Source organism: Microbispora sp. H10830 (assembly GCF_014161375.1).
GTDB lineage: Bacteria > Actinomycetota > Actinomycetes > Streptosporangiales > Streptosporangiaceae > Microbispora > Microbispora catharanthi.
On sequence record NZ_JABBWX010000010.1, the window covers coordinates 156,225 to 179,382 of the forward strand.

General features: G+C 70.1%; 25 protein-coding genes. 19 read left to right on the forward strand and 6 right to left on the reverse strand.

Features of this window, described 5'->3' with window-relative positions:
* The first annotated feature begins 139 nt into the window (after positions 1–139).
* From rpmE to HHX35_RS25090, 19 genes are all read left to right on the forward strand, one after another.
* Positions 140–358 (forward strand): 50S ribosomal protein L31, encoded by a 219-nt coding sequence (rpmE, locus tag HHX35_RS25000; RefSeq protein ID WP_139575864.1) that lies wholly within the window; start codon positions 140–142, stop codon positions 356–358.
* Between the two features lie 107 nt (positions 359–465).
* A complete protein-coding gene (prfA, locus tag HHX35_RS25005; RefSeq protein ID WP_030510498.1) occupies positions 466–1,512 on the forward strand; it encodes a peptide chain release factor 1 in 1,047 nt (348 codons plus the stop codon).
* A 144-nt stretch (positions 1,513–1,656) separates the two neighbouring features.
* On the forward strand, positions 1,657–2,511 hold the full coding sequence (gene prmC, locus HHX35_RS25010) for a peptide chain release factor N(5)-glutamine methyltransferase (protein ID WP_142560349.1): 855 nt from the start codon (positions 1,657–1,659) through the stop codon (positions 2,509–2,511).
* A gap of 67 nt (positions 2,512–2,578) precedes the next feature.
* Entirely contained in the window at positions 2,579–3,226 is a 648-nt protein-coding gene (locus HHX35_RS25015; RefSeq protein WP_182901175.1) for an L-threonylcarbamoyladenylate synthase, read from the forward strand.
* Between the two features lie 144 nt (positions 3,227–3,370).
* Positions 3,371–5,992: a hypothetical protein gene (locus HHX35_RS25020; RefSeq protein WP_182901176.1), complete on the forward strand. Its 2,622-nt coding sequence runs from the start codon at positions 3,371–3,373 to the stop codon at positions 5,990–5,992.
* A gap of 215 nt (positions 5,993–6,207) precedes the next feature.
* Positions 6,208–6,597: a hypothetical protein gene (locus tag HHX35_RS25025; RefSeq protein ID WP_139575869.1), complete on the forward strand. Its 390-nt coding sequence runs from the start codon at positions 6,208–6,210 to the stop codon at positions 6,595–6,597.
* A gap of 137 nt (positions 6,598–6,734) precedes the next feature.
* Entirely contained in the window at positions 6,735–7,997 is a 1,263-nt protein-coding gene (gene glyA, locus HHX35_RS25030) for a serine hydroxymethyltransferase (protein ID WP_182901177.1), read from the forward strand.
* A 63-nt stretch (positions 7,998–8,060) separates the two neighbouring features.
* Positions 8,061–9,473, forward strand: a complete 1,413-nt coding sequence (locus tag HHX35_RS25035; RefSeq protein WP_310739287.1) for an MraY family glycosyltransferase — start codon at positions 8,061–8,063, stop codon at positions 9,471–9,473.
* A 144-nt stretch (positions 9,474–9,617) separates the two neighbouring features.
* Positions 9,618–10,040 (forward strand): hypothetical protein, encoded by a 423-nt coding sequence (locus HHX35_RS25040; RefSeq protein ID WP_139575871.1) that lies wholly within the window; start codon positions 9,618–9,620, stop codon positions 10,038–10,040.
* Between the two features lie 62 nt (positions 10,041–10,102).
* Positions 10,103–10,318, forward strand: coding sequence for a hypothetical protein (locus HHX35_RS25045; RefSeq protein WP_079320510.1), 216 nt, complete (start codon positions 10,103–10,105; stop codon positions 10,316–10,318).
* Positions 10,319–10,450: 132 nt separating this feature from the next.
* Positions 10,451–11,239 (forward strand): F0F1 ATP synthase subunit A, encoded by a 789-nt coding sequence (atpB, locus tag HHX35_RS25050; protein WP_310739288.1) that lies wholly within the window; start codon positions 10,451–10,453, stop codon positions 11,237–11,239.
* Between the two features lie 80 nt (positions 11,240–11,319).
* Positions 11,320–11,559 carry an ATP synthase F0 subunit C gene (atpE, locus tag HHX35_RS25055; protein WP_142560345.1) on the forward strand — a complete coding sequence of 80 codons (240 nt, stop codon included), beginning with the start codon at positions 11,320–11,322 and terminating at the stop codon, positions 11,557–11,559.
* Between the two features lie 29 nt (positions 11,560–11,588).
* A complete protein-coding gene (locus HHX35_RS25060) occupies positions 11,589–12,137 on the forward strand; it encodes a F0F1 ATP synthase subunit B (protein WP_182901178.1) in 549 nt (182 codons plus the stop codon).
* Entirely contained in the window at positions 12,137–12,946 is an 810-nt protein-coding gene (locus HHX35_RS25065; RefSeq protein WP_182901179.1) for a F0F1 ATP synthase subunit delta, read from the forward strand. The genes HHX35_RS25060 and HHX35_RS25065 overlap by 1 nt, the downstream gene beginning before the upstream one ends.
* A 24-nt stretch (positions 12,947–12,970) precedes the next feature.
* A complete protein-coding gene (gene atpA, locus HHX35_RS25070; RefSeq protein ID WP_139575876.1) occupies positions 12,971–14,620 on the forward strand; it encodes a F0F1 ATP synthase subunit alpha in 1,650 nt (549 codons plus the stop codon).
* A gap of 3 nt (positions 14,621–14,623) precedes the next feature.
* Positions 14,624–15,523: a F0F1 ATP synthase subunit gamma gene (locus tag HHX35_RS25075; RefSeq protein WP_182901180.1), complete on the forward strand. Its 900-nt coding sequence runs from the start codon at positions 14,624–14,626 to the stop codon at positions 15,521–15,523.
* Between the two features lies 1 nt (position 15,524).
* Complete coding sequence (atpD, locus tag HHX35_RS25080; protein ID WP_182901181.1) at positions 15,525–16,952, forward strand: F0F1 ATP synthase subunit beta; 1,428 nt, start codon at positions 15,525–15,527, stop codon at positions 16,950–16,952.
* Positions 16,953–17,023: 71 nt separating this feature from the next.
* Positions 17,024–17,425, forward strand: a complete 402-nt coding sequence (locus HHX35_RS25085) for a F0F1 ATP synthase subunit epsilon (protein ID WP_079320504.1) — start codon at positions 17,024–17,026, stop codon at positions 17,423–17,425.
* 22 nt (positions 17,426–17,447) lie between these two features.
* A complete protein-coding gene (locus HHX35_RS25090; protein ID WP_182901182.1) occupies positions 17,448–17,846 on the forward strand; it encodes a DUF2550 domain-containing protein in 399 nt (132 codons plus the stop codon).
* Positions 17,847–17,849: 3 nt separating this feature from the next.
* Here the strand turns inward: HHX35_RS25090 and HHX35_RS25095 are convergent, their stop codons facing one another.
* The 6 genes from HHX35_RS25095 to HHX35_RS25120 all read right to left on the reverse strand — a co-directional run bounded on the left by HHX35_RS25095 (position 17,850) and on the right by HHX35_RS25120 (position 23,130).
* The gene (locus tag HHX35_RS25095; RefSeq protein WP_182901183.1) at positions 17,850–18,440 is read right to left on the reverse strand and encodes a cob(I)yrinic acid a,c-diamide adenosyltransferase; all 591 of its coding nucleotides are present in this window, start codon (positions 18,438–18,440) and stop codon (positions 17,850–17,852) included.
* 52 nt (positions 18,441–18,492) lie between these two features.
* Positions 18,493–19,101, reverse strand: coding sequence for a TetR/AcrR family transcriptional regulator (locus tag HHX35_RS25100; protein WP_182901184.1), 609 nt, complete (start codon positions 19,099–19,101; stop codon positions 18,493–18,495).
* Between the two features lie 213 nt (positions 19,102–19,314).
* Complete coding sequence (locus tag HHX35_RS25105; RefSeq protein WP_182901185.1) at positions 19,315–19,932, reverse strand: response regulator transcription factor; 618 nt, start codon at positions 19,930–19,932, stop codon at positions 19,315–19,317.
* 4 nt (positions 19,933–19,936) lie between these two features.
* Positions 19,937–21,355 carry a sensor histidine kinase gene (locus HHX35_RS44750; protein ID WP_182901186.1) on the reverse strand — a complete coding sequence of 473 codons (1,419 nt, stop codon included), beginning with the start codon at positions 21,353–21,355 and terminating at the stop codon, positions 19,937–19,939.
* Positions 21,313–22,155, reverse strand: coding sequence for an ABC transporter permease (locus tag HHX35_RS25115; protein ID WP_182901187.1), 843 nt, complete (start codon positions 22,153–22,155; stop codon positions 21,313–21,315). The genes HHX35_RS44750 and HHX35_RS25115 overlap by 43 nt, the downstream gene beginning before the upstream one ends.
* Positions 22,156–22,305: 150 nt before the next feature.
* Positions 22,306–23,130 (reverse strand): ABC transporter ATP-binding protein, encoded by an 825-nt coding sequence (locus tag HHX35_RS25120; protein ID WP_182901188.1) that lies wholly within the window; start codon positions 23,128–23,130, stop codon positions 22,306–22,308.
* Positions 23,131–23,158 lie beyond the last annotated feature (28 nt).

Consider the following 23,158-nt stretch of genomic DNA (forward strand, 5'->3'; position numbering starts at 1 on the left):
GATGGTTGGAGGATCTGGCACACTGGTAGCCGAACCGCAGCGGTACCGGTTCCCGCACCGCGCATCACAGGTGTGCCGATGCGCGCAGGCCGTGAAGACGGAGCGACCCGGCGACCGCGCCTAGCGTTAGGACTGAGACATGAAGCCCGACATCCACCCGGAGTACGTGGTCACCCAGGTGACCTGCACCTGCGGGAACACCTTCACCACGCGTAGCACCGCCAAGAACGGCGTGCTCCACGCCGACGTCTGCTCCGCCTGCCACCCCTTCTACACGGGCAAGCAGAAGATCCTCGACACCGGTGGCCGGGTGGCTCGCTTCGAGGCGCGCTTCGGCAAGAAGGCCCAGAGCAAGTAGCTCCTCCAGGACGCCGGCTCGGGGGCGCCCCTCTCTTGGGGCGTCTCCGGGTCGGCGTTCTTGGTGATTACGGCCTTTACCGAGGAGCTTGAGCAAAGGAGTGTGCGGTGAACCTCGACGAGATCATGAGTGAGTACGCGGATCTGGAACTGCGGCTCGCCGACCCCGCCGTGCACGCCGACCAGAGCAAGGCGCGGACCTACGGCAAGCGTTACGCGGAGCTCACACCGATCGTCGCGACCTACCGGGAGCTCGAAGGCGTACGGCAGGACCTCGCGGCCGCGCGCGAGCTGGCGGCGGAGGACCCGGCGTTCGCGGAGGAGGCGGCCGAGCTGGAGGGCCGCATCCCGGTGCTGGAGGAGAAGCTCACCCGTCTCCTGGTCCCGCGCGACCCCAACGACGACAAGGACGTCATCATGGAGATCAAGGCGGGCGAGGGCGGCCAGGAGTCGGCTCTGTTCGCCGGAGACCTCCTGCGGATGTACCTCAGGTACGCCGAGCGGATCGGCTACAAGACCGAGATCATCGACGCGCAGCACTCCGACCTCGGCGGCTACAAGGACGTCACCGTCGCCATCAAGGGCAGGGAGGGCGTCTGGTCGCGGCTCAAGTTCGAGGGCGGCGTGCACCGCGTCCAGCGGGTGCCGGTGACCGAGTCGCAGGGCCGCATCCACACCTCGGCCGCCGGAGTGCTCGTCTATCCGGAGGCCGAGGAGGTCGACGTCCAGATCGACCCCAACGACCTGCGCATCGACGTGTTCCGCTCCAGCGGCCCCGGCGGCCAGAGCGTCAACACGACCGACTCGGCCGTGCGGATCACCCATCTGCCGACCGGCGTCGTCGTCTCCTGCCAGAACGAGAAGAGCCAGCTCCAGAACAAGGAGTCGGCGCTGCGCATCCTGCGCGCCCGGCTGCTCGTGATGGCACAGGAGGAGGCCGATGCGGCCGCGATGGCCGAGCGCAAGTCGCAGGTGCGCACGGTCGACCGCTCCGAGCGCATCCGCACCTACAACTTCCCGGAGAACCGCATTTCGGATCACCGCGTGGGCTTCAAGGCCTACAACCTGGACCAAGTCCTGGACGGCGATCTCGACGCGGTGATACAGGCTTTGCTCGACGCCGAACTCGCGGAGAAGCTGGCCGCTCATTCGTGAGCCCGCGGCGAGCCTGATGAGGGGACGATGGGAGAAACGGTGATGGACGTGGGTCGTCGAACGACGGTGGGCCGTCCCGGCGGCCCGTCTGCCCATGACCGACGATTCCCAGGCCACGCCGCGAGGACCGTGCTGTAAGAGACCATGACCTTCCTGCTCGACGAAATCGCCCTCGCCACCGCCCGGCTCGCCGAGGCGGGAGTGCCGTCACCGCGAACGGACGCCGAGGAGATCGCGGCATTCGTACACGGCGTGCCGCGCGGCATGCTGCACACGATCAAGGACGCCGACTTCGACGCGCGGTTCTGGGAGGGCGTCGCCCGGCGCGAAGCACGCGAGCCGCTGCAGCACATCACCGGCCGGGCCTACTTCCGCTACCTCTCCCTCGAGGTGGGCCCGGGCGTGTTCGTGCCCAGGCCGGAGACCGAGGTCGTGGCCGGCTGGGCGATCGACCGGCTGCGCGAGATGGACGTCGCCTCTCCCGTCGTGGTCGACCTCGGCACCGGTTCCGGGGCCATCGCGCTGTCGATCACGCAGGAGGTCGCGCTGGCGCAGGTGCACGCGGTCGAGATCGACCCCGTGGCGTACGGCTGGGCCAAGCGCAACATCCTCGAACACGGCCAGGGCCGCACCACCCTGCATCCGGAGGATCTGGCCGACTGCCTGCCGGAACTGAACGGCCAGGTGGACCTGGTCATCTCCAACCCGCCGTACATCCCGCCCGGAGCGATCCCCCGCGACCCCGAGGTGCGCGACTACGATCCCTCGCGGGCCCTGTACGGGTCGGGTGAGGACGGGCTGGACGAGGTGAGAGCCGTCGAGCGCACGGCGCGGCGGCTGCTGCGGCCGGGCGGGTTCGCCGTGGTCGAGCACGCCGACCAGCAGGGCAACGCCGTCTATTGGCTGTTCGCCGAGGAGAACGGCTGGCGCGACGTGCGGCTGCGCCAGGACCTGACCGGCCGGGACAGGTTCGTCACGGCCCGGCTGACCCAGGACTGACTCGAACGGCCCGGTCGGGTGGCCACGCGGCGGCGGAGCCGGGCGGGACACGTGGAAGGATGGCTTCGTGAGCCGACGGTTTGACTGTGCCGACCAGACGGAGCGGATGACCGGACTGGCCGAGGCGACCTCGGCGGTGCGGCGGGGCGAGCTCGTGGTGCTTCCCACCGACACCGTCTACGGGATCGGCGCCGACGCCTTCACCCCTTCCGCCGTCAACGCGCTGCTGGAGGCGAAGGGCCGGGGCAGGGACATTCCCGTGCCCGTCCTCGTGGGCACCGTACGGGCCGCCAACGCCCTGGTGGAGAGCCTCGGGACGTACGGGCAGGACCTGGTGGACGCCTTCTGGCCCGGGCCGCTCACGCTCATACTCAGAGCCAACCGGTCGCTGTCGTGGGACCTCGGCGACGCCAAGGGAACGGTCGCCGTCCGCATGCCGCTGCATCCGGTCGCGCTGGACCTCCTCAAGGAGACCGGCCCGATGGCGGTCTCCAGCGCCAACCGGTCCGGAAACCCGCCGGCCACCACGGTCGACGAGGCCGAGGAGCAGCTCGGCGAGTCGGTGGACGTCTACCTCGACGGCGGCCCCTGCGACGGCAACGTGCCGTCCACGATCGTCGACCTGACCACCGCCGTGCCCCGGGTGCTGCGCAAGGGCGCGATCCCCGTGGACAAGATCCGCGGCCTCGTGGGATACCTCGCGACCGAGGAGTGACCGCGATCCGAGCGCGCGTCTCATATGGTGAGACGTCGTCAGGGCTCTGATCAGGGCGATCGATGCCGTCTGGCTATCGGGCTTCTTTACTGATGCCACCCCGGCTACCGTGAAGTGCGCCGATATCTCTGTGGAGGCGCGCCCATGGCCAAGCTCGACGGGATGGATCCGAAGCTCGTCCGTGAGTTGCTGTCGGAGGTTCAGCACGCCGCGAAGCAGATGGACGGCATCGAGGCCCGGGTCACCCAGTTGACGCGTACGGCAGGCGTCTCCGTGCACGTGACCCACCGGCCGTCGCAGGTCGCCGACGCGTGCTCGACCATGGTCAAGGACGTCACGAACCGCGTGACCCTGCTGGAGAAGAAGGAGAAACAGCAGAGCACGGGCAAGGTCCCCACGGCCCACGGGGCCTCCTTCACGGAGGAGAGGGACACCACCGCACCGGCGGACGATCCGGCGCCGAAGTCCGGCACGCAGGGCGACAAGGGCGACGCCAAGCCTGACCACAAGGCCGATCACAAGGCGGACGGCAAAGCCGATCACAAGGCGGACGGCAAAGCCGACCACAAGGCCGACCACAAGGCCGACCACAAGGCCGACGGCACATCTGGCCACAAGGCCGACGCGAAGACGGACGACCACAAGGCCGACGGCAAGTCCGACGCGAGGCCGGATGCCAGGTCCGAGGGCAAGGCGGCCCACGACAAGCAGGACGCCATCCGTACGCCGTCGCATGGTTCCGGCGATTCCGGCGCGGCAGCGAAGGGTGAGACCTCCCACCGGGCGCACAGCGCCGCCGACGGCGCGACCCGCGCGAACGGCGACGGCGGAGGTCGCGGCGTGGCCGAAGGGAAGCTCGCGGGCAAGCCCTCCTACGGCACCGTCGAGGGTTCCCTCGCCCAGATGCCCTCCTCGACACACGGTCCGGCCCACCCCGCCGACACCGGTACCGCCACGGGGACGGGGACGGGCACAGGCGCGGGCACGGGGACGCCTCCGGCCACCGGCGCGAGCGGCGACACCGGTGCGGGGACCGGCCCCGGTGCGGGCCAGGCGGGCGCCGGCGGCGCCGCAGGCGGCACCGGCGACACGGGCGCGACCCGCGGCGACTCGGGTCAGGTTCACCAGCCCACCGGCCAGGGTCAGCCGGTCGGCGATGGTCAGGGCGTGGGGCAGGGCGTGGGCCAGGACCAGCCTGCAGGTCCGGGTCAGCCTGCCGGCGGTGATCAGATCGTGGGTCAGGATCAGGGCGCGAACCACGCGCAGCCCGTCGGCGACAGCCAGGGTGCCGCTCAGAGCAAGTCCGACGGCGGCCGGCAGCACCCCGTCGCCCAGGGGCAGGGCCAGAACCCGGTGCAGGACCAGAACCCGGGGCAGGGGATTTCGGTCGATCCGAAAGCGGCCGGGGAGCGACCCTCCACGGCCGGAAACGACTCGGCGTTCTACGACACCCCCGGCAAGGATCACCCGGACGACATCGACCCCGCCGGTCGGCAGGTGACCGTCGTCGACGGGGTCAAGGTCGTCAGCACCCCGATGAACCAGCCCGGCGCCGAGCACCCGCAGGGCGTCCAGCCGGTCGACACGCCCGGCGTGGACGCGCGGACGGCGAGCGCCACCGGTGCGCACCCGGACGGGCCGCCCGGGTTGGTGCCACCCGCCGAGCCGACCAACCCGGCGGCGAACCAGCCTCCGCAACCCGGCCTCGCGCCCGGCGATCCCATGGGCGCCTACGTCGGCACGCCCGCGGACAACCTTTCCGGTGATCCGCTCGCCGGCGACAACCCGAACGCCGTGCAGGGGACTCCCGCCGGCCACGGCGCGGTGACGGCGAGTGCCGGCGGTCATGCGTACACAGGCGACACGGCCGCAAGCGGTACGGCGACCGGGACCGCTCACCCGGCGGGCACGGCCGGCGCGGCACCCGCGGGGACGAATGCGGCGAACGGCGCGGCTCACGCGGCCGGGACGGCAGGTGCCACGGGCACGACCGACGCGGCGCCCGCGACATCGGGCGCGACGGGTACGGTGACCGGCAGCCTGCAGGCGGTGGACGCTCCCGGCACCGGGCACGCGGCGGGAACCGGCACGGCGACCGGCAGCCTGCACGCGGTGGGGACGGCGGCCGGAGGCGGCCACGTGGCCGGGACGGTGGGGGCCGCGGGCGCGACGGGTGCCGGCGGCGATGGCGCGACGGGCCACACCGGGACGACCGGTGTGAGCGACAGGGCCGACGGCGCGACCGGTACGAACGGGCGAGCGTGCGACAACGATGCCGCCACGGGCGCGATCGGGGCAGCCGGGGACGGCGCGGCGACGCATGACTCCGGCGCATACGGTGCGGGAACGCATGGTCATGGCATGCACGGTGCGGGAACGCACCGTCATGGCATGCACGGTGCGGGAACGCAGGGGCACGGCGCACACGGCGCGGCGGCACATGACGCGGGAACGAACAGCGCGGGGACCGACGGTGCGGCGGGGACGCCGGACACCGGCCGCGCTCCGGCTCCCGATCCCCGATCACTCGCCGCCGCGCAGCCCGGGGACGTGCTCACCTACCCCGCTCGCCACTCGGACGACGAGGCCGTGCCGCGCATGCTGGTGGACCACCATCGGGACATCGAGCCCGTGGACATGCCGGACGTCGGCGTCCCGGAAGGGGAGTGGGGCGAGGGCGACTGGGTGGCCAGGAAGATCCAGCCCGACGGGCCCGCCGGCCGCGTCGAAGCCGTCGAGGTCGTCATCGAGAAGCCGGAGAAGTGACGCGTGCGAGTGACGTTCCCGCTCGGGCGGGATCGCCGCCAGGGCCCGCCTCCCGAGGACCGCTTCCGTGCGACTCGGGCGGCCGGGCCAGACGACGGTGCGGGGCGAGGCGACCGGATGAGCAGAGCCGGGCGGCGGCCCGCCGGGGTGCTCGGGGCAGGGCAGGCGATGACCAACGCCGGCGTGCTGGCCGGCTTCGCACAGGAGGCGTGATCGTGAGTTATGTCGACCCGCCGGCGCCGACTCCGCTGCAGCCGGGGGAGACCCCGCCGGCGCCGTCGAGCACCGACCTGCTCTCGCCCGGCGGGCAGCCGACGGGATGGGTGTTCAACCCGGAGTACCAGAAGCTCGTCGACCTGTGGCTACAGGTGGTTCCGCTGATGGACCAGCTCACCAAGTCTCTGGACAAGCCGTACGAGATGGCGCGGAGCAGGGACGTGTGGGACGCTCCGGTCGCCGAGCGGTACGTCCAGGACGTGGCCGAATGGCGCAACCGCCTCGGGATGTACCGCCAGGCGGTGCTGACGGCGATCAGCGACCAGGCGGCGGACACGCCGCGCTGGATTCCGGGCAAGGCCGGCGCGCCGCACGCCTTCACCTCCTGAGCGACGACCTCTGACAACCTCCTGAGCGACGACCGACGACCTCTGACGACCTCCTGAGCAGCGACGACGCCCGCGCGACGGGCCCCGGGCGGTCTACTCTTGGAGCGAAGACCGCCACGGGATTGTGAGCCGGTTCCATGGACAGTTCGGAGCCGTTCTACGGGCCTGATTTCGCCCGGCTCGCCGCGCAGGACCCGGACGTCGCCCAGGTGCTGCTCGACGAGGTCGCCCGGCTGCGCGGCGGGCTCCAGCTCATCGCCAGCGAGAATCTCTCCTCGCCCGCCGTCCTCGCCGCGCTCGGCTCGGCGCTCAACGGCAAGTACGCCGAGGGCTACCCGGGCCACAGGTACTACCGCGGTTGCGAGGTGGCCGACCGCGCCGAGCAGATCGCCGTAGAGCGGGCCAAGCGGTTGTTCGGGGCCGACCATGTCAACGTGCAGCCCTACAGCGGCACCACGGCCATCCTGGCGGCGTACGCGGCCCTTCTACAGCCGGGGGACACCGTCCTGGCGCTCGCACTGGAGCACGGCGGCCACATCACCCACGGGTCCAAGGCCAACTTCTCCGGCAGGTGGTTCCACGTCGTCTCCTACGGCGTGCGGCGGGACACCGAGACGATCGACTACGACGAGGTGAGGGACCTGGCGCTGCGCCACCGGCCCCGCGTGATCGTCTGCGGTGCCACGGCGTATCCCAGGCTGATCGACTTCGCCGCCTTCCGCGACATCGCCGACGAGGCCGGGGCCTGGCTGCTGGCGGACGTCGCCCACGAGATCGGCCTCATGGCCGGCCGGGCCATTCCGTCGGCCGTGCCGTACGCGGACGTCGTGACCTTCACGACCCACAAGTCGCTGCGCGGCCCGCGTGGGGGAGGCGTGCTGTGCACGGACGAACTGGCGTCGGGGATCGACCGGGCGGTCTTCCCCTTCAGCCAGGGCGGGCCGCTGATGCACGTGGTCGCGGCCAAGGCGGTGGCGTTCGGCGAGGCGCTGAGTCCCGAGTTCCGGGCCTACGCCGCGTCGGCGGTGGACAACGCGAGAACGCTGGCGGAGGGGCTGGCGGATGAGGGGCTGCGCCCGGTGTCGGGCGGCACCGACACCCATCTCGCGCTGGTGGACCTGCGCGGCGCCGGGGTGAGCGGGGCGGAGGCGGAGCGGCGCTGCGCCGAGGCCGGGATCCTGCTCAACCACAACGCGATCCCCTACGACCCGGCGCCCGCGACCGTGACCTCCGGGATCAGGGTCGGCACGCTCTGCGCGACCACCCAGGGCATGGGCGCGGCGGAAATGAGGGAGATCGCGTCTCTCGTCGTCCGGGCCATCCGGCAGCCGGGTGCGATAACGTCGGTCCTCGAACGGGTAAAGGGGCTGACCGCGACGCATCCGGCATATCCCCGTTAGGGATAGGGCGATCTATGTCTTTTGCCCGTCACAACCGATCCGCCTATCCAGGAAACTAGGTCCGTGCGCGAATATCTCCTCTTGGCGCTCGTGGCGGCCGCGGTGACGTACCTGCTGGTGCCGCCGGTCAGGGCGTTCGCGCTGCGCATCGGCGCGGCGCCCGAGGTGCGGGAGCGGGACGTGCACACGGTGCCCACCCCGCGTCTGGGCGGGCTCGCGATGTTCGGCGGGATGGCGGCGGCGCTGCTGGTGGCGAGCAACCTGCCGTACGTCGGCGGCGCGTTCGACAGCGGACAGACGGGCCAGACGGTGATCGCCCTCCTCGCGGCCGGCGGCCTGATCGTCGTCACCGGATTCCTGGACGACTGGCTCGGCATGGACGCGCTCGTCAAGCTGGGCGGCCAGATCGCGGCGGGCGGGCTGCTCGTCTACTTCAAGGTGTACCTGCAGTTCCTCCCGCTGCCGCAGTCGATGGGGGGCTCCCAGGCCCTCGACGACACCCTGCACACGATCCTCACCATCATGATCGTGGTCGTCGTGATCAACGCGGTGAACTTCGTCGACGGGCTGGACGGCCTGGCCGCGGGGATCGTCGCGATCGCGGCGATGGCGACCTTCGCCTACTCGATCGTGCTGCAGCAGACCGCGAGCGGTTCGCGGATCAACGGGACGGCCGCCATCGCGGCGATCCTCATCGGGATGTGCGTGGGCTTCCTGCCGCACAACTTCAACCCCGCCAAGATCTTCATGGGCGACACCGGCGCCATGCTGCTCGGCCTGCTGCTCGCCACCTCGCTGATCACGAGCCTGTCGTCGGTCGAGCCGGACGCGGTCGTCGGCAAGATCAACCGGTTCCCGGTGATCCTGCCGCTGGTGCTGCCGATCGCGGTCGTGGTGCTCCCCTTGGCCGACCTGATCATGGCGGTCGTCCGGCGGACATCGGCCGGGATGTCGCCCTTCGCACCCGACCGCGGCCACCTCCACCACCGGATGCTCGACATCGGCCACTCCCACCGGCGCAGCGTGCTGATCATGTACGCGTGGACGTTCCTGTTCGCCTTCGCGATCGTGGGCCTGTCGATCGGCCGCGTGCCGCTCATCGTGTTCCCCTTGACGATCGTGCTCGCGGTGGCGGTACTGGTGATCATGGGTTTGCCGCGGTGGCGGTCGCGCCGCACCGCGTCGCAGGACCCCAAGGACGACCAGAAGATCGGAGCGCGTCCGGCCGGGAGCCGCTCGTCCGGCCCCGGCTCCGCCAGACGCGGGACGACGGAGCACGACACGCTCGTCTACCCCGTCGTCCCCCCGCCCGCCCCGCCCGTCACCCCCGGTCAGGCCGCTCCCGCCGCCTCCGGCCAGGCGATCCCCGGCAGAATCCCGGCGCCGGGCCGGCATCCCTACCCCGGGCAGGGCGCTCCCGGTTCCCAGGGAGTCCCTCCCACCACTTCCCGCGCCGACACCGGGACCTTCCTCTGAGGCGTCCCCGCAGGTCGACGGCGACCCGAAACGCCTGGTAAAGGCGGCACTCCAGGGCTTGTGATAGCTTTCACTAGCAAGGGGCAAGGCCAACGACGCCCCAGCAGGTAGCAATCGCTCGTTTGACAACCGATCTGGAGTCCCATGCAGGCCAACGACGTGCGCGTTCTCAAGGGCGCCGCCGTGCCGACCTTGATCGTCGGTCTCCTCGCCGCGCTCGTCGCGGTGTTCACGACCGGGGCCAAGGGTGCGTTGGGCGCCGGCATCGGTCTCGTCCTCGTCGCCGCCTTCTTCACTGTCGGCCTGGTCGTCGTCTCCTGGGCCGGCCGGGTCTCGCCCATGGCGATGATGGCGGCCGCCGTGCTGGGTTACGTCGTCAAGATCCTCGCGATCATGGCGATGATGAACGCCTTCTCCGGCACGACCGCGTTCGACTCCCGGGTGTTCGCGCTGAGCGTCATCGCGTGCACGCTCGCCTGGACCATCGGTGAGATGCGCGGATTCATGAAACTGAAGATGCTCTATGTGGAGCCTGAGGCGAAGGTTCCCGGGCAGGGCCGCGGATGACCACGCGTACGGGGCAGCCCGATATGACTAGTCCGCATGGCTCCTGCTATCGTCATGGCGCGATGAGCGAACAGGAGCGCAGGCCCGAGACCGACGGCCGCGACTTCGCCGACGCCGCCTGGTCGGTCCCGAGCTATCTGCTGTCCGGGATCCTGGTATGGGGCGGCCTCGGCTGGTTGCTGAGCTGGTGGACCGGCGTGCATGCGTTCATCCCCATAGGCGTCATTCTCGGGGTCGGGCTGGCTGCCTACCTCGTCTATCTGAAGTACGGCCGCTGACAGCCGGCCCGCTTCCCACGCTCTTCTGTTGATCCAATCGTTGAAGGGAACGCCCGTGCGCGAGCGTAGCGAACGGACGAACAAGCACATGCTTCGGGCATTCGGCCCCAAGCAGGCAGGCGAGGTGGCCAAGTGACCCCCCTCATGCTCGTCGCCGAGGACTTCACGGCGCCGGGACCGTCCATCTTCGACTTCCCTCCGCTGTACGAGGGTGCGCCGTCCTGGCTGACCAAGCCGGTGCTCATGGCGCTCTTCGGCGCCCTCGTGGTGACCGCCCTCGCGTGGAGCGCCTTCGCCAATCCGAAGCTCGTGCCCCGGGGCATGCAGAACATCGGCGAGATGGGCTACCAGTTCGTCCGCGACCAGGTCGCCCGCCCGTTCCTGGGCAAGGACGCGGAGCGGTGGATGCCGCTGCTGCTCAGCCTGTTCTTCCTGATCCTGTTGTGGAACCTCTTCGGTGTCGTCCCGCTGATCCAGATCCCGGTCGCGTCGCACATCGCGTTCCCCATCGTCTTCGCGGTCACCATCTACGTGATCAAGATTTACCTGGGCATCAAGCACCAGGGTCTCGGCGGCTACTTCAAGAACATGATGTTCCCGCCCGGACTGCCGAAGCCGATCTACGTGCTGCTCGCGCCGATCGAGTTCCTGTCGAACCTGATCATCGCGCCCTTCACGCACGCCGTCCGACTCTTCGCGAACATGTTCGCCGGACACCTGATCCTGGCCTTCTTCAGCGCCGTCGGATTCTGGTTCCTCTTCGAGAAGCCGACCCCGCTCGGGGCGGGCCTCGGTGTCGTGGGCGTGATCATGACGATCGCGATGACCGGCTTCGAGATGTTCATCGAGTTCCTGCAGGCCTTCCTGTTCACCCTGCTGGCCGCCATGTACATCGGCGGCTCGCTGCACCCCGACCACTGACGGATCTCTGAGACCCGCCCCTTACGTAGACCAGACCGGTGAGGCGACACTCACCGGCCGACCAGTAAAGGAAAAGACGAATGAGCGTTCTCGCTGCGGCCACCGGCGTCATCGGCAACCTTGGTGCCATCGGCTACGGCCTGGCCGCCATCGGCCCCGGCATCGGCGTGGGCATCATCTTCGGCCAGGGCGTGCAGGCCATCGCCCGCCAGCCCGAGGCCTACGGCCTCATCCGGCAGAACATGCTGCTCGGCTTCGTCCTCACCGAGGCGCTGGCCCTCATCGGCCTCGTCGCCCCCTTCATCTACCCCACGAGCTGACGTACCCACTCTGACGGAAGGCTGCACCCATGACTATGGCAGCTACGCTCCTGGCGGCCGAGGGGGCGGAGAACCCCCTCATCCCGCACGCTTACGAGCTGGTCGTCGGCAGCTTCGCCTTCCTCGTCGTCTTCCTCGTCGTCGGAAAGATCCTCACCCCGCGCATCCAGAAGACGCTGGCCGAGCGGACCGAGGCTATCGAGGGCGGCATCAAGAAGGCCGAGGACGCCCAGGCCGAAGCCCAGCGCACTCTGGAGCAGTACCGGGCGCAGCTCGCGGAGGCCCGCCAGGAGGCGGCCCGCCTGCGCGAGGAGGCCCGTGAGCAGGGCGCCGCGATCAAGGCCGAGCTCCGCGAGGAGGCCCAGGCCGAGGCGCGGCGCATCGTCGAGGCGGCTCACGCCCAGATCGAGGCCGACCGCCAGCAGGCGTTCACCCAGCTGCGCGGTGAGATCGGGCGCCTGTCCACCGAGCTGGCGAGCCGGATCGTCGGCGAGTCGCTCGAGGACGAGGCCCGCCAGCGTCGCGTCGTGGACCGGTTCCTCGAGGAGCTCGAGGGCCGTCCGGAGGCGGTCCGCTGATGCGCGGCCTCAGCAGGACCGCCCTCACGGAGGTCGAGGAGCGGTTCAACACCGCCGCCGCGACCGCCGACCTCGGCGCCCTCGCCGAGGAGCTGTTCGCCGTCGCCGACCTCTTCGACCGCGAGCACGGGCTGCGCCGGGGTCTTTCCGACCCCTCGCGCCCTGCGGAGCAGAAGGAGAGCGTCCTGCGCTCCCTGCTTCAGGGGAAGGTCGGCGAGGCCGCGCTGGAGATCGCGGTCGCCGGGGTCAGGGCCAAGTGGTCCAGGGCCGGCGACCTGCCGGACGCCCTGGAGCGCGTCGGCGTGATGTCCGCGGCCGCCGAGGCCGAGTCGGAGCGCCGCCTCGACGACGTCGAGGACGAGCTGTTCCGCTTCGGCCGCATCCTCGCCGCCAACCCGCAGCTGCGCCGCGCGCTCAGCGACCCGGCCGTCCCGGCCGAGCGCAAGCGCGACCTGCTCGCCACGCTGCTCGGCGGGAAGGCCGCTCCCTCCACCGTACGGCTCGTCACGCAGGCTGTTGTGCACCCGCGGGGACGTAGCCTGGAGACGGCACTGGAGGAGTTCGGCTGGATCGTCGCGCGGGCGCGCGAGCGCCTGGTGGGCGTGGTCCGCAGCGCGGTGCCGCTCTCACAGCAGCAGAAGCAGCGGCTCGCGGCCTGGCTGCGAACCACCTACGGGCGAGACGTCCACCTGAACGTCGAGGTGGACCCGGAGGTGCTCGGTGGGTTCTCCGTCAGGGTCGGAGACGACTACATCGACACCACGATCGCCGGACGTATCGAAGAAGTCCGCCGCCGGTTGGCCGGCTGAGGCGAATAGGGAGACAAGAAAGAGATGGCGGAGCTTACGATCCGGCCGGACGAGATCCGGGACGCCCTTGAGCGCTTCGTCCAGGCGTACGAGCCGGAAGGTGCCGCGCGCGAGGAGATCGGGACCGTCGTCGACGCCGGGGACGGCATCGCCCATGTCTCCGGCCTTCCCTCGGCGATGGCGAACGAGCTGCTCGAGTTCGAGAACGGAACCCGCGGCCTGGCGCTGAACCTCGACGTGCGCGAGATCGGCGCGGTCGTCCTGGGCGACTTCAGCGGCATCGAGGAGGGCCAGCAGGTGCGCCGCACCGGCGAGGTCCTGTCGGTGCCGGTCGGCGACGACTTCCTCGGCCGCGTGGTCGACCCCCTGGGCAACCCGCTCGACGGCAAGGGCCCGATCGCCGCGGAGGGCCGTCGCGCCCTCGAGCTGCAGGCCCCCTCGGTGGTCCAGCGCCAGCCGGTGAAGGAGCCGCTGCAGACCGGCCTCAAGGCGATCGACGCCATGACGCCGATCGGCCGCGGCCAGCGTCAGCTGATCATCGGTGACCGCGGCACCGGCAAGACCGCGATCGCGGTCGACACCATCCTCAACCAGAAGGAGAACTGGCTCTCCGGCGACCCGAGCCGCCAGGTTCGCTGCATCTACGTCGCCGTCGGCCAGAAGGGCTCCACGATCGCCCAGGTGCGGGGCCGCCTCGAGGAGGCGGGCGCGCTGGAGTACACCACCATCGTCGCCGCTCCGGCCTCCGACCCCGCGGGCTACAAGTACATCGCCCCGTACACCGGTTCGGCCATCGGCCAGCACTGGATGTACCAGGGCAAGCACGTGCTGATCGTCTTCGACGACCTGACCAAGCAGGCCGACGCCTACCGCGCCGTGTCGCTGCTGCTGCGCCGTCCGCCGGGCCGTGAGGCGTTCCCCGGCGACGTCTTCTACCTCCACTCGCGTCTGCTGGAGCGCTGCGCCAAGCTCTCGGCCGACATGGGCGGCGGTTCGATGACCGGTCTTCCGATCATCGAGACCAAGGGCAACGACGTGTCGGCCTTCATCCCGACCAACGTCATCTCCATCACCGACGGCCAGTGCTTCCTGGAGACCGACCTGTTCAACGCCGGTGTCCGCCCGGCGATCAACGTCGGTGTCTCGGTCTCCCGAGTCGGCGGTTCCGCCCAGGTCAAGGCCATGCGCAAGGTGGCCGGCACGCTCCGTCTGTCGCTGTCCCAGTATCGCGACCTGGAGGCCTTCGCGGCCTTCGCCTCCGACCTGGACGCGGCCTCCCGCGCCCAGCTGGAGCGCGGCGCCCGCCTGGTCGAGCTGCTCAAGCAGCCGCAGTACAGCCCGTTCCCGGTCGAGAAGCAGGTCGTCTCGGTGTGGGCCGGCACCACCGGCGAGCTGGACGACGTGCCGGTCGAGGACATCCGCCGCTTCGAGGCCGAGTTCCTCGACTACCTCGGCACCGCCCAGAAGGGTGTCTTCGACAGCATCCGCGAGACCAAGGAGCTGACGGACGACACGGTGACCACCCTCAAGGACGCCATCACGGAGTTCAAGAAGGGCTTCACCACCTCCAGCGGTGAGCTGCTCGTCAACGACGAGCCGGTGGAGGCGCTGGACGCCAGCGAGGTCGGCCAGGAGAAGGTCGTCAAGCACGTTCGCAAGGCCGAGGCGAAGTAACCCATGGGTGCCCAGCTTCGACAGCTGCGGCGGCGGATCAAGTCGGTCAAGTCCACCGCGAAGATCACCCGTGCGCAGGAGCTGATCGCCTCGTCGCGCATCGTCAAGGCGCAGCAGCGGATGCAGGCGGCCGTGCCGTACGAGCGGGAGATCACTCACGCGGTGTCGGCGGTCCTGTCGAACACGACGAACGTCGACCACCCGCTCACGGTGGCCAAGGAGCAGCCGGCCACGGCCGGCGTCCTGATCGTCACCAGCGACCGCGGCTTCGCCGGCGGCTACAACGCCAACATCCTCCGTGAGGCCGAGGCGCTGAAGGGCCACCTGACCGAGCGCGGCCTGACCGTGAGGCCGTACGTCGTGGGTCGCAAGGGCCTCACCTGGCACCGCTTCCGCAGCCGGGAGATGTTCGGCGAGTGGGACGGCTTCTCCGACAACCCGACGTACGCCAACGCCAAGGAGATCGCCGACGCGCTCATCACGGCGTTCAAGGCGGAGGACGGGATCGACGAGATCCACGTCGTCTACACCGGGTTCGTCTCGATGCTGACGCAGAACGTGATCGTCAAGCGGATCCTGCCGCTCGAGGTCGAGGAGGCGGAGACGCCCCCGGAGGGCATCCCGCCCTACTACGAGTTCGAGCCGACGGCCGGTGACGTGCTCGACTCGCTGCTGCCGCGCTACATCGAGTCGCGCATCTACAACGCGCTGCTCCAGTCGGCCGCCTCCGAGCACGCCGCCCGGCGCCGCGCGATGAAGTCGGCCACCGACAACGCCAACGAGCTCATCCGCGTGTTCACCCAGCAGATGAACCAGGCGCGTCAGGCCGAGATCACCCAGGAAATCAGCGAGATCGTCGGTGGCGCGAACGCGCTGGCTGACGCCGCAGCGGGGAAAGAGTGAAATGACCGCACAGACTGTTGAGACCACCGTGGGCCGTGTCGCCCGCGTCACCGGTCCGGTCGTCGACGTGGAGTTCCCCGTCGAGGCCATGCCGGACATCTACAACGCGCTCACCGTCGACGTCGAGCTCGGCGGCGAGACCAAGATCCTGACGCTGGAGGTCGCGCAGCACCTCGGCGACAACATCGTCAGGGCCATCTCCATGCAGCCCACCGACGGTCTGGTCCGCGGCGCTGCCGTCACCGACACGGGCGCCGCGATCTCGGTGCCGGTCGGCGACGCGGTCAAGGGCCACGTGTGGAACGCGCTGGGCGAGCCGCTGGACGCGCCCAAGGCCTCCATCGAGGTCAACGAGCGGTGGCCGATCCACCGTCCGGCCCCGGCGTTCGACCAGCTCGAGGCCCGTACGGAGATGCTGCCCACCGGCATCAAGGTCATCGACCTGCTCACGCCGTACGTGAAGGGCGGCAAGATCGGTCTGTTCGGCGGCGCGGGCGTCGGCAAGACCGTTCTGATCCAGGAGATGATCCGCCGCGTCGCGCTGAAGTTCTCGGGCACCTCGGTGTTCGCGGGCGTCGGCGAGCGCACCCGTGAGGGCAACGACCTGTGGCTGGAGATGGAGGAGGCGGACGTCCTCAAGGACACCGCGCTCGTCTTCGGCCAGATGGACGAGCCCCCGGGCACCCGTCTGCGGGTGGCGCTGTCCGCTCTGACCATGGCGGAGTACTTCCGCGACGTGCAGAAGCAGGACGTGCTGCTGTTCATCGACAACATCTTCCGTTTCACCCAGGCGGGTTCCGAGGTGTCCACGCTGCTCGGCCGCATGCCGTCCGCCGTGGGTTACCAGCCGACCCTCGCCGACGAGATGGGTGTGCTCCAGGAGCGCATCACCTCCACCCGCGGTCACTCGATCACCTCCATGCAGGCGATCTACGTGCCCGCGGACGACATCACCGACCCGGCGCCGCACAACGCGTTCGCGCACCTCGACGCGCAGACCGTTCTGTCCCGGCCGATCTCGGAGAAGGGCATCTACCCCGCGGTGGACCCGCTCGACTCCTCCTCGCGGATCCTCGACCCGCAGATCATCGGTGAGGAGCACTACGCGGTCGCCCAGGAGACCAAGCGAATCCTGCAGAAGTACAAGGAGCTGCAGGACATCATCGCCATCCTGGGCATCGACGAGCTCTCCGAAGAGGACAAGGTCACCGTTCAGCGGGCGCGCCGCATCGAGCGGTTCCTGTCCCACCCGATGTACGCCGCCGAGGCGTTCACCGGCCAGCCGGGCGAGTTCGTGCCGCTGGACGAGACCATCGCCTCGTTCAAGGGCCTGTGCGCCGGCGAGTACGACCACCTGCCCGAGCAGGCATTCTTCATGGTGGGCGGCATCGAGCAGGCCATCGCCAAGGCGAAGGAACTCGAGCGCTAGGACGCCGTCGACGCCTGTACGGCACGGCCGCGGCCGCGCCGTACAGGCGTCCGTCGAAAGGGAGCTGAGAAGTGGCAAAGCTTCGCGTGGGCGTCGTGTCGCCGGAACGTGAGATCTGGACGGGCGAGGCCGACATGGTCATTGCCAAGACCGTGGACGGCGAGATCGGTATTATGCCGAACCACGCTCCCGTTCTCGGTGTCCTCGTCGAGGGCGGGGTGCTGCGCGTCAAGCGCGGCGACGAAGGCGACCTCGTGGCCGCGGTGCACGGCGGATTCATCTCCGTCGCCGACAACGACGTGTCGATCCTGGCGGAGGCGGCCGAGCTCGGCTCCGAGGTCGACGTCGCGCGGGCCAAGGACGCGCTGCAGCGTGCTCAGGCCTCGATCGAGGCCGACCAGGAGGACGCGGACGCACGACTGCAGGCCAAGCGTGCGGCTGCCCGGCTGCGGGCGGCCGGCGAAGAGGTCTGACGCGACAGGAGGAGGGCGGCCAGTGGCGGCGCTTGGGATACTCACGGGCGTCTTCGCCGTGGCCGCGCTCCTCGTCATCCGGGGCTTCGTCCTGGCACGGGCCCGGGGCACGATCGTCTGCCGAGTACGGGACGGCCAGGGGGGCTGGAAGAGCGGGGTCGCCCGCTACGCAGGGGGAGAGCTCCACTGGATCCCGTTCCTGGGAGTCGGCCTGAGGCCGCGCCACGCGATCGCGAGGCGCGGCCTCACCGTTTCCAGCCGGAGGATGCTCGACACGGGTGAGGGCCCCGCCGGCTACTGGACCGTCGTCTGCTCCGCAGAGCGCGGCCCGCTGTCCCTCGCGATGAGCGAGGACGCCCTCACCGGCTTCCTCGCCTGGCTGGAGTCCGCCCCGCCCAGCGCCCACCTCGACGCCGCGTGACGCTCAGCGGGTGGCGCCGGGCCTCCAGAGGATCTCGTCGCCGGCGGAGGCCACACGGCAGAGGATGAACATCAGGTCGGACAGGCGGTTCAGGTATGTGGCCGTCAGGGGGTTCACGTCGTCGTGCGCCTCCAGCGCCGCCCAGGCCGAGCGCTCGGCCCGCCGTACGACCGTGCGGGCGAGGTGGAGGAAGGCCGTGGCGGGTGCGCCGCCGGGCAGGATGAAGCTGCGCAGCGGCTTCAGCTCCGCGTTGAACCGGTCGCACTGCTCCTCCAGCCAGGCGACGTACGGCTCCTCGACCCGCAGCGGCGGAAATTCCAGGTTCTCGACGACCGGGGTGCACAGGTCGGCGCCGACGTCGAACAACTCGTTCTGCACCCGGCTCAGGACGGCCGTGACGTCCTCGGACAGGCCGCCTGTGGCGAGAGCGACGCCGATGGCGGCGTTGGCCTCCTCCACGTCCGCGTAGGCGGCCAGGCGGGGGTCGGTCTTGCGGGTGCGGCTCATGTCGCCCAGTGCGGTCGTGCCGTCGTCGCCCGTCTTCGTGTAGATCTTGGAAAGGACGACCGGCTTGTCGTTGTCGGCTCGGGTCATGCCGCTCAGCGTAGCCGTGCGCCCTGCTTCATCGGGCGGAGGCCGTCACGGGTCACTGGGGGGAGGCGGCCAGGGGACCGTCGGAGGAGAAGGTGCGGCGGAAGATGTACACGGCGGTCTCGATCAGCTGCTCGGTGGGTGGGGACGGTTCGGTCATCACCCACTCGATGAGTAACTCGGTGATGGCGCCGATGAGGCCGAGAGCAAGCAGGTGGAGGTCGAGGGGAGGCATGCGGGCCGCGCCCCGCGCCGAGGACTCTATGACCTTGGTGAACGACGCCACCGCCTGCTGGCGGGCGCCGCTGAGCACGTTGCCCGCCCGCCGTACCTCCAGGTGCATCAGACGGGCGCGCCGCACGTCCTTGGTGACGAAGCGGATGTATTCGGCGATGCCGGCGACGATCCGGTCGTCGAGCGTGGGCGGGGCCGTGTCGATGGCCTCGGTGACCGACGCGAGGGTCTCCTCGATGCACCGCTCGTAAACCGCGCGCATCAGGTCCTCACGGCTGGAGAAGCATTCGTAGAAGGCGCGATTGGAGATGCGCGCGGTCGCGCACAGCCTCTCGATGGTGGTGGCGTGGAAGCCGGGTTGGGCGAACAGGGTGTATGCGGCCGATATGAGCCTTTCCCTCCTGTCTGCAAGCCTTTCGGCAGCCGACATCCCCCGATAGTCCCGTCCCGCCACTTTTCACCTCACCCTGTCATGGTCCCCCCAGAAGTCCCCATTATGAACGCAAGATCCTTTTTGCGGAAGTGCTGAGAAATAAGCACTTTCGGGCTATGCCAAAGACGGTCATTAGCTTGACAAGGCCGTCAAGAGGTCAGCACGCTTACCAATTGAGATACACAGACCTTGCTGCAATTGCATCGGCAATTACAGCAGCCCGCGCGCCAGGGCGGTCGTCACCGCGGCGGTGCGGTCGGAGACGCCGAGTTTCGTGAAGACCCGCAGCAGATGCGTCTTCACCGTGGTCTCACTGATGAACAACGCCTTGCCGATCTCGGCGTTGGTCAGCCCCCGCGCGACCAGGGCGAGCACCTCCGTCTCACGCCGGGACAGCGTCTCGGTCGCCGGCGCCCGCATCCGGGTCACCAGCCGGGTCGCCACGGACGGCGACAGCACCGTCTCGCCCCGCGCCGCCGAGACGATCGCGGCCAGCAGATCCGCCCGGGAGGTGTCTTTCAGCAGGTAGCCGGCGGCCCCGGCCTCGACCGCGCGCACGATGTCCTGGTCGGCCTCGTAGGTGGTCAGCACGATCACCCGGCTCTCCGGCCGATCCGCCAGGATGCGGGTGGTCGCGCTCACCCCGTCGCCGCCCGGCATCCGCAGGTCCATCAGGATCACGTCGGGTGTGAGCTCCCGGGCCCGGACCACCGCCTCGTCTCCCGAGGCCGCCTCGCCCACCACCGTGATCCCGGGGTCGGACTCCAGCATGCCGCGCAGTCCTTCGCGCACAACGGGGTGGTCGTCGACGATCATCAGGCGCAGCATCGGGTCACACTCCGGACTCGGTGGGGTGGGCGTCGGCTCTTACCACGGCAGGCGCCGTACGGGCGGGAGGGACGGAGGCCGGTCCCACGGCGGCCGCCGCGGTCGCCGTCGCCCCGGGGTGAGTGGCGCCGGGGTGAGTGGCGTCGGGGTGAGTGGCGCCGGGACGGGCCGGGCCGGTCGGCAGGGCGACCTTCAGGAGGGTGCCCGCGCCGGGCGAGCTCGTCACCGTCACGGAACCGCCGGCCTGCTCGACGCGAGCGCGCATCCCGCGCAGGCCGTACCCGCCGGTGGCCGCGGGGTCGAAGCCGCGCCCGTCGTCGCGGACCTCCAGGGCGACCGACTCCGGCCGGTAGGCCACCGTGACCTCGGCCCGGCCCGCCTCCGCGTGCCTGCGTACGTTGGCCAGGGCCTCCTGGGTCGCCCGGAGCAGCACGACCTCCGCCGGGCGGGGCAGCGGCCGCGGCTCGCCGGTGACGGAGAAGCCCGTGACGATCCCGGTCTCCTCACCGAGCCGGTCGGTCAGCCGGCGCAACGCCTCGTCCAGGCTCGGGCCGTCGAGAGGGGCCGGGCTGAGTGCGCTGATCAGGGCTCGGGCCTCGGCCAGGTTCTCCCGCGCGGTCCGTACGGCCAGCGCCAGGTGGCGGGACGGGTCCGGCTGCGCCTCGGCCGCCTGGAGCAGCATGATGATGCTGGTGAACCCTTGAGCCAGGGTGTCGTGGATCTCCCCGGCCAGGCGCTCCCGCTCGGCCATGGCTCCGTGCTCGGCCGAGAGCCGGGCCACCTCGGCCCGCTGGGCCTCCAGTTCCTGGATGAGCGTGGCCCGCTCCTCGCTCTGCTCCATGATCCGCTCCATCCAGATGCCGAAGAGCGAGGAAAAGAAGATCACAGTGGTGATGATGGTCAGGAAGTTGAACGAGCTCCGCTGGTCTTCCTGGACCAGGTAGCGCACCACCAGGGGCAGGTTCAGCGTGATCAGGCCGACGATCGCCCAGCGCGCTCGCAGCACCATGAAGCACTGCGAGCAGAGCCCGAAGAGCGCTATCGACGCCGATGGCTCGATGAGCACGGCCGGGGTGAACAACGCGACGAGCAGGACGATGTAGACGACGCCCCGGCGCCGGTCGCCGTTCCTGATCGCGGGCCGGCCGAACAACACGTAGAGCAGGGGGATCGCGGCCAGCGACCCGGCGGCGAGGATCCGCTGCCACGGGGGAAGGTCCTCCATCGCGATGAACACGGCCGGGAGCAGGGTCGAGGCGGCGAGCAGCAGCTCCCAGCCGAGCCGCCGGTGCCATACATGCGGCCCGGCCGGGTCCGGGCGCTGACGGGTGAACAGGCGGACGGGCCGCGCGCGGCGGTGCGGCCCATCCGCCGGTCCGCTCAACCGTCGCGCCGTCCCTTCCAGCGGAAGGTCGTCAGGCACAGCACCAGCCCTCCAACGAGCCAGGCGCCCAGGACGAGGGCGACCCGGCCGAGTTCGTACGATTTGGCGAGCTCCAGTGTGGCACCGGCGTCACCGAGGAAGACCGACCGGAAACCCTGGCACATCCACTTGAGCGGGAAGAACGAGGCGATCCGCGCCAGTGTGTCGGGAAGCTGGCTGAGCGGGATGAACACCCCCGAGATGAACTGCAGCACCACGAACGGCATCGTGATCACCGCGGCCGCGCTCTTGCCGGATCTGGGCAGGCTGCTGACCGCGACGCCGAGCAGCGACGACCCCAGCACTCCGAGCACGAACACCCAGGCGAAGGTCAGCCAGCTCGACGCGGCGGAGGGCAGCTCCAGGTCGAACATCGCCACCCCGATGGCCAGCAGGATGGCCACCTGGAGGAAGGACACGAGCAGCGTGTTCAGCGCCTTGCCGATGAAGTACGCCGCGGGCGGCATCGGCGTCCCGGCCAGCCGCTTCAGCGTGCCGTCCTCCCGGTCCATGGCGATGCCGATGCCGAGGTTCTGGAAACCGGTCATGGTGGCCGAGCCGATGAGTCCGGCCACGTAGAGCTGGGAGACGCTCAGCCCGGTTCCCTCCATCTGGTCGGAGAAGATCGATCCGAAGATCACCAGCAGGATGATCGGGAACGAGAAGGTGAACAGGACCGCGTCCTTCTCCCGGAAGAACATCCTCGTCTCCAGGGCCGCCCGGGACAGTCCCACACGGAGGGTGGAAGGCATTCGGGCGGGGGCGGCCGTCGCGGCCCTCGGTGCGGCGATTTCGGTCATGGCAGTCAGCAGTCCTCGGCTGTATGGGGGGAGCCGGCGGGGTCCACCACCGGCGGGAGGGAAGAAGGGGCCCGTCCTACGCGGGAGTACGTATACCTCGGGTGTGCCGGGGGAGTCGCCGCCGGGCGGGCGGCTGTGCCCGGCGGCGGCTCAGCCCTCGATGAGGCGGAGGTAGACGTCCTCCAGGGAGGGGCGGATCACGGCCAGCCCGGGGATCTCGCCGTCGAAGCGGCGGCTCAGCTCCAGCACGGTCTTCGTCGGAGTGTCGGTCTCCTCCGAACCGCCGGCCCAGTGGACCGTGGCCTTGGCGGTGGCCCGTCCGCCCAGGGTCGCGGGCGTGCCTTCTGCGACGATCCGGCCGCGGGCCACCACCGCCACCCGGTTGGCCAGCGCCTCGGCCTCGTCCAGGTAGTGGGTGGTCAGCACGATCGTGGTCCCCTGGTGGGCCAGGTCCTGGATCAGCTCCCAGAACCGGCGGCGCGCCTCCGGGTCGAAGCCTGTGGTCGGCTCGTCCAGGAACAGCAGCTCCGGGTTGCCGATCACGCCCAGCGCCACGTCCATCCGGCGCCGCTGGCCGCCGGACAGCTGCCTGATCCGCTTGCCCGCCTTATCGGTCAGGCCGACCCGCTCGATCACCTCGTCCGGGTCCGCCGGGTTCGGGTAGTAGCCCGCGAAGTGCCGGATCGTCTCCCGCACGGTCGCCTCGGCCACGTCGTTGGCCGTCTGGAGCACCACGCCGATCCGGGACCGCCACTCGCGCGTCGGCCGGCCCGGATCGGTGCCCAGGACGCTCACCTCACCGGCGTCCCGGCGCCGGTAGCCCTCCAGGATCTCCACCGTTGTGGACTTCCCGGCCCCGTTGGGGCCGAGGATCGCGAACACCTCGCCCGCCTGGATGTCGAGGTCGATGCCGCCGACCGCCTGCACGTCGCCGTAGCGCTTGGCCAGCCCGCGCACTCTCACCGCTGTCGTCATGACTCAAGATTCGCGTCCGTACGGCTCG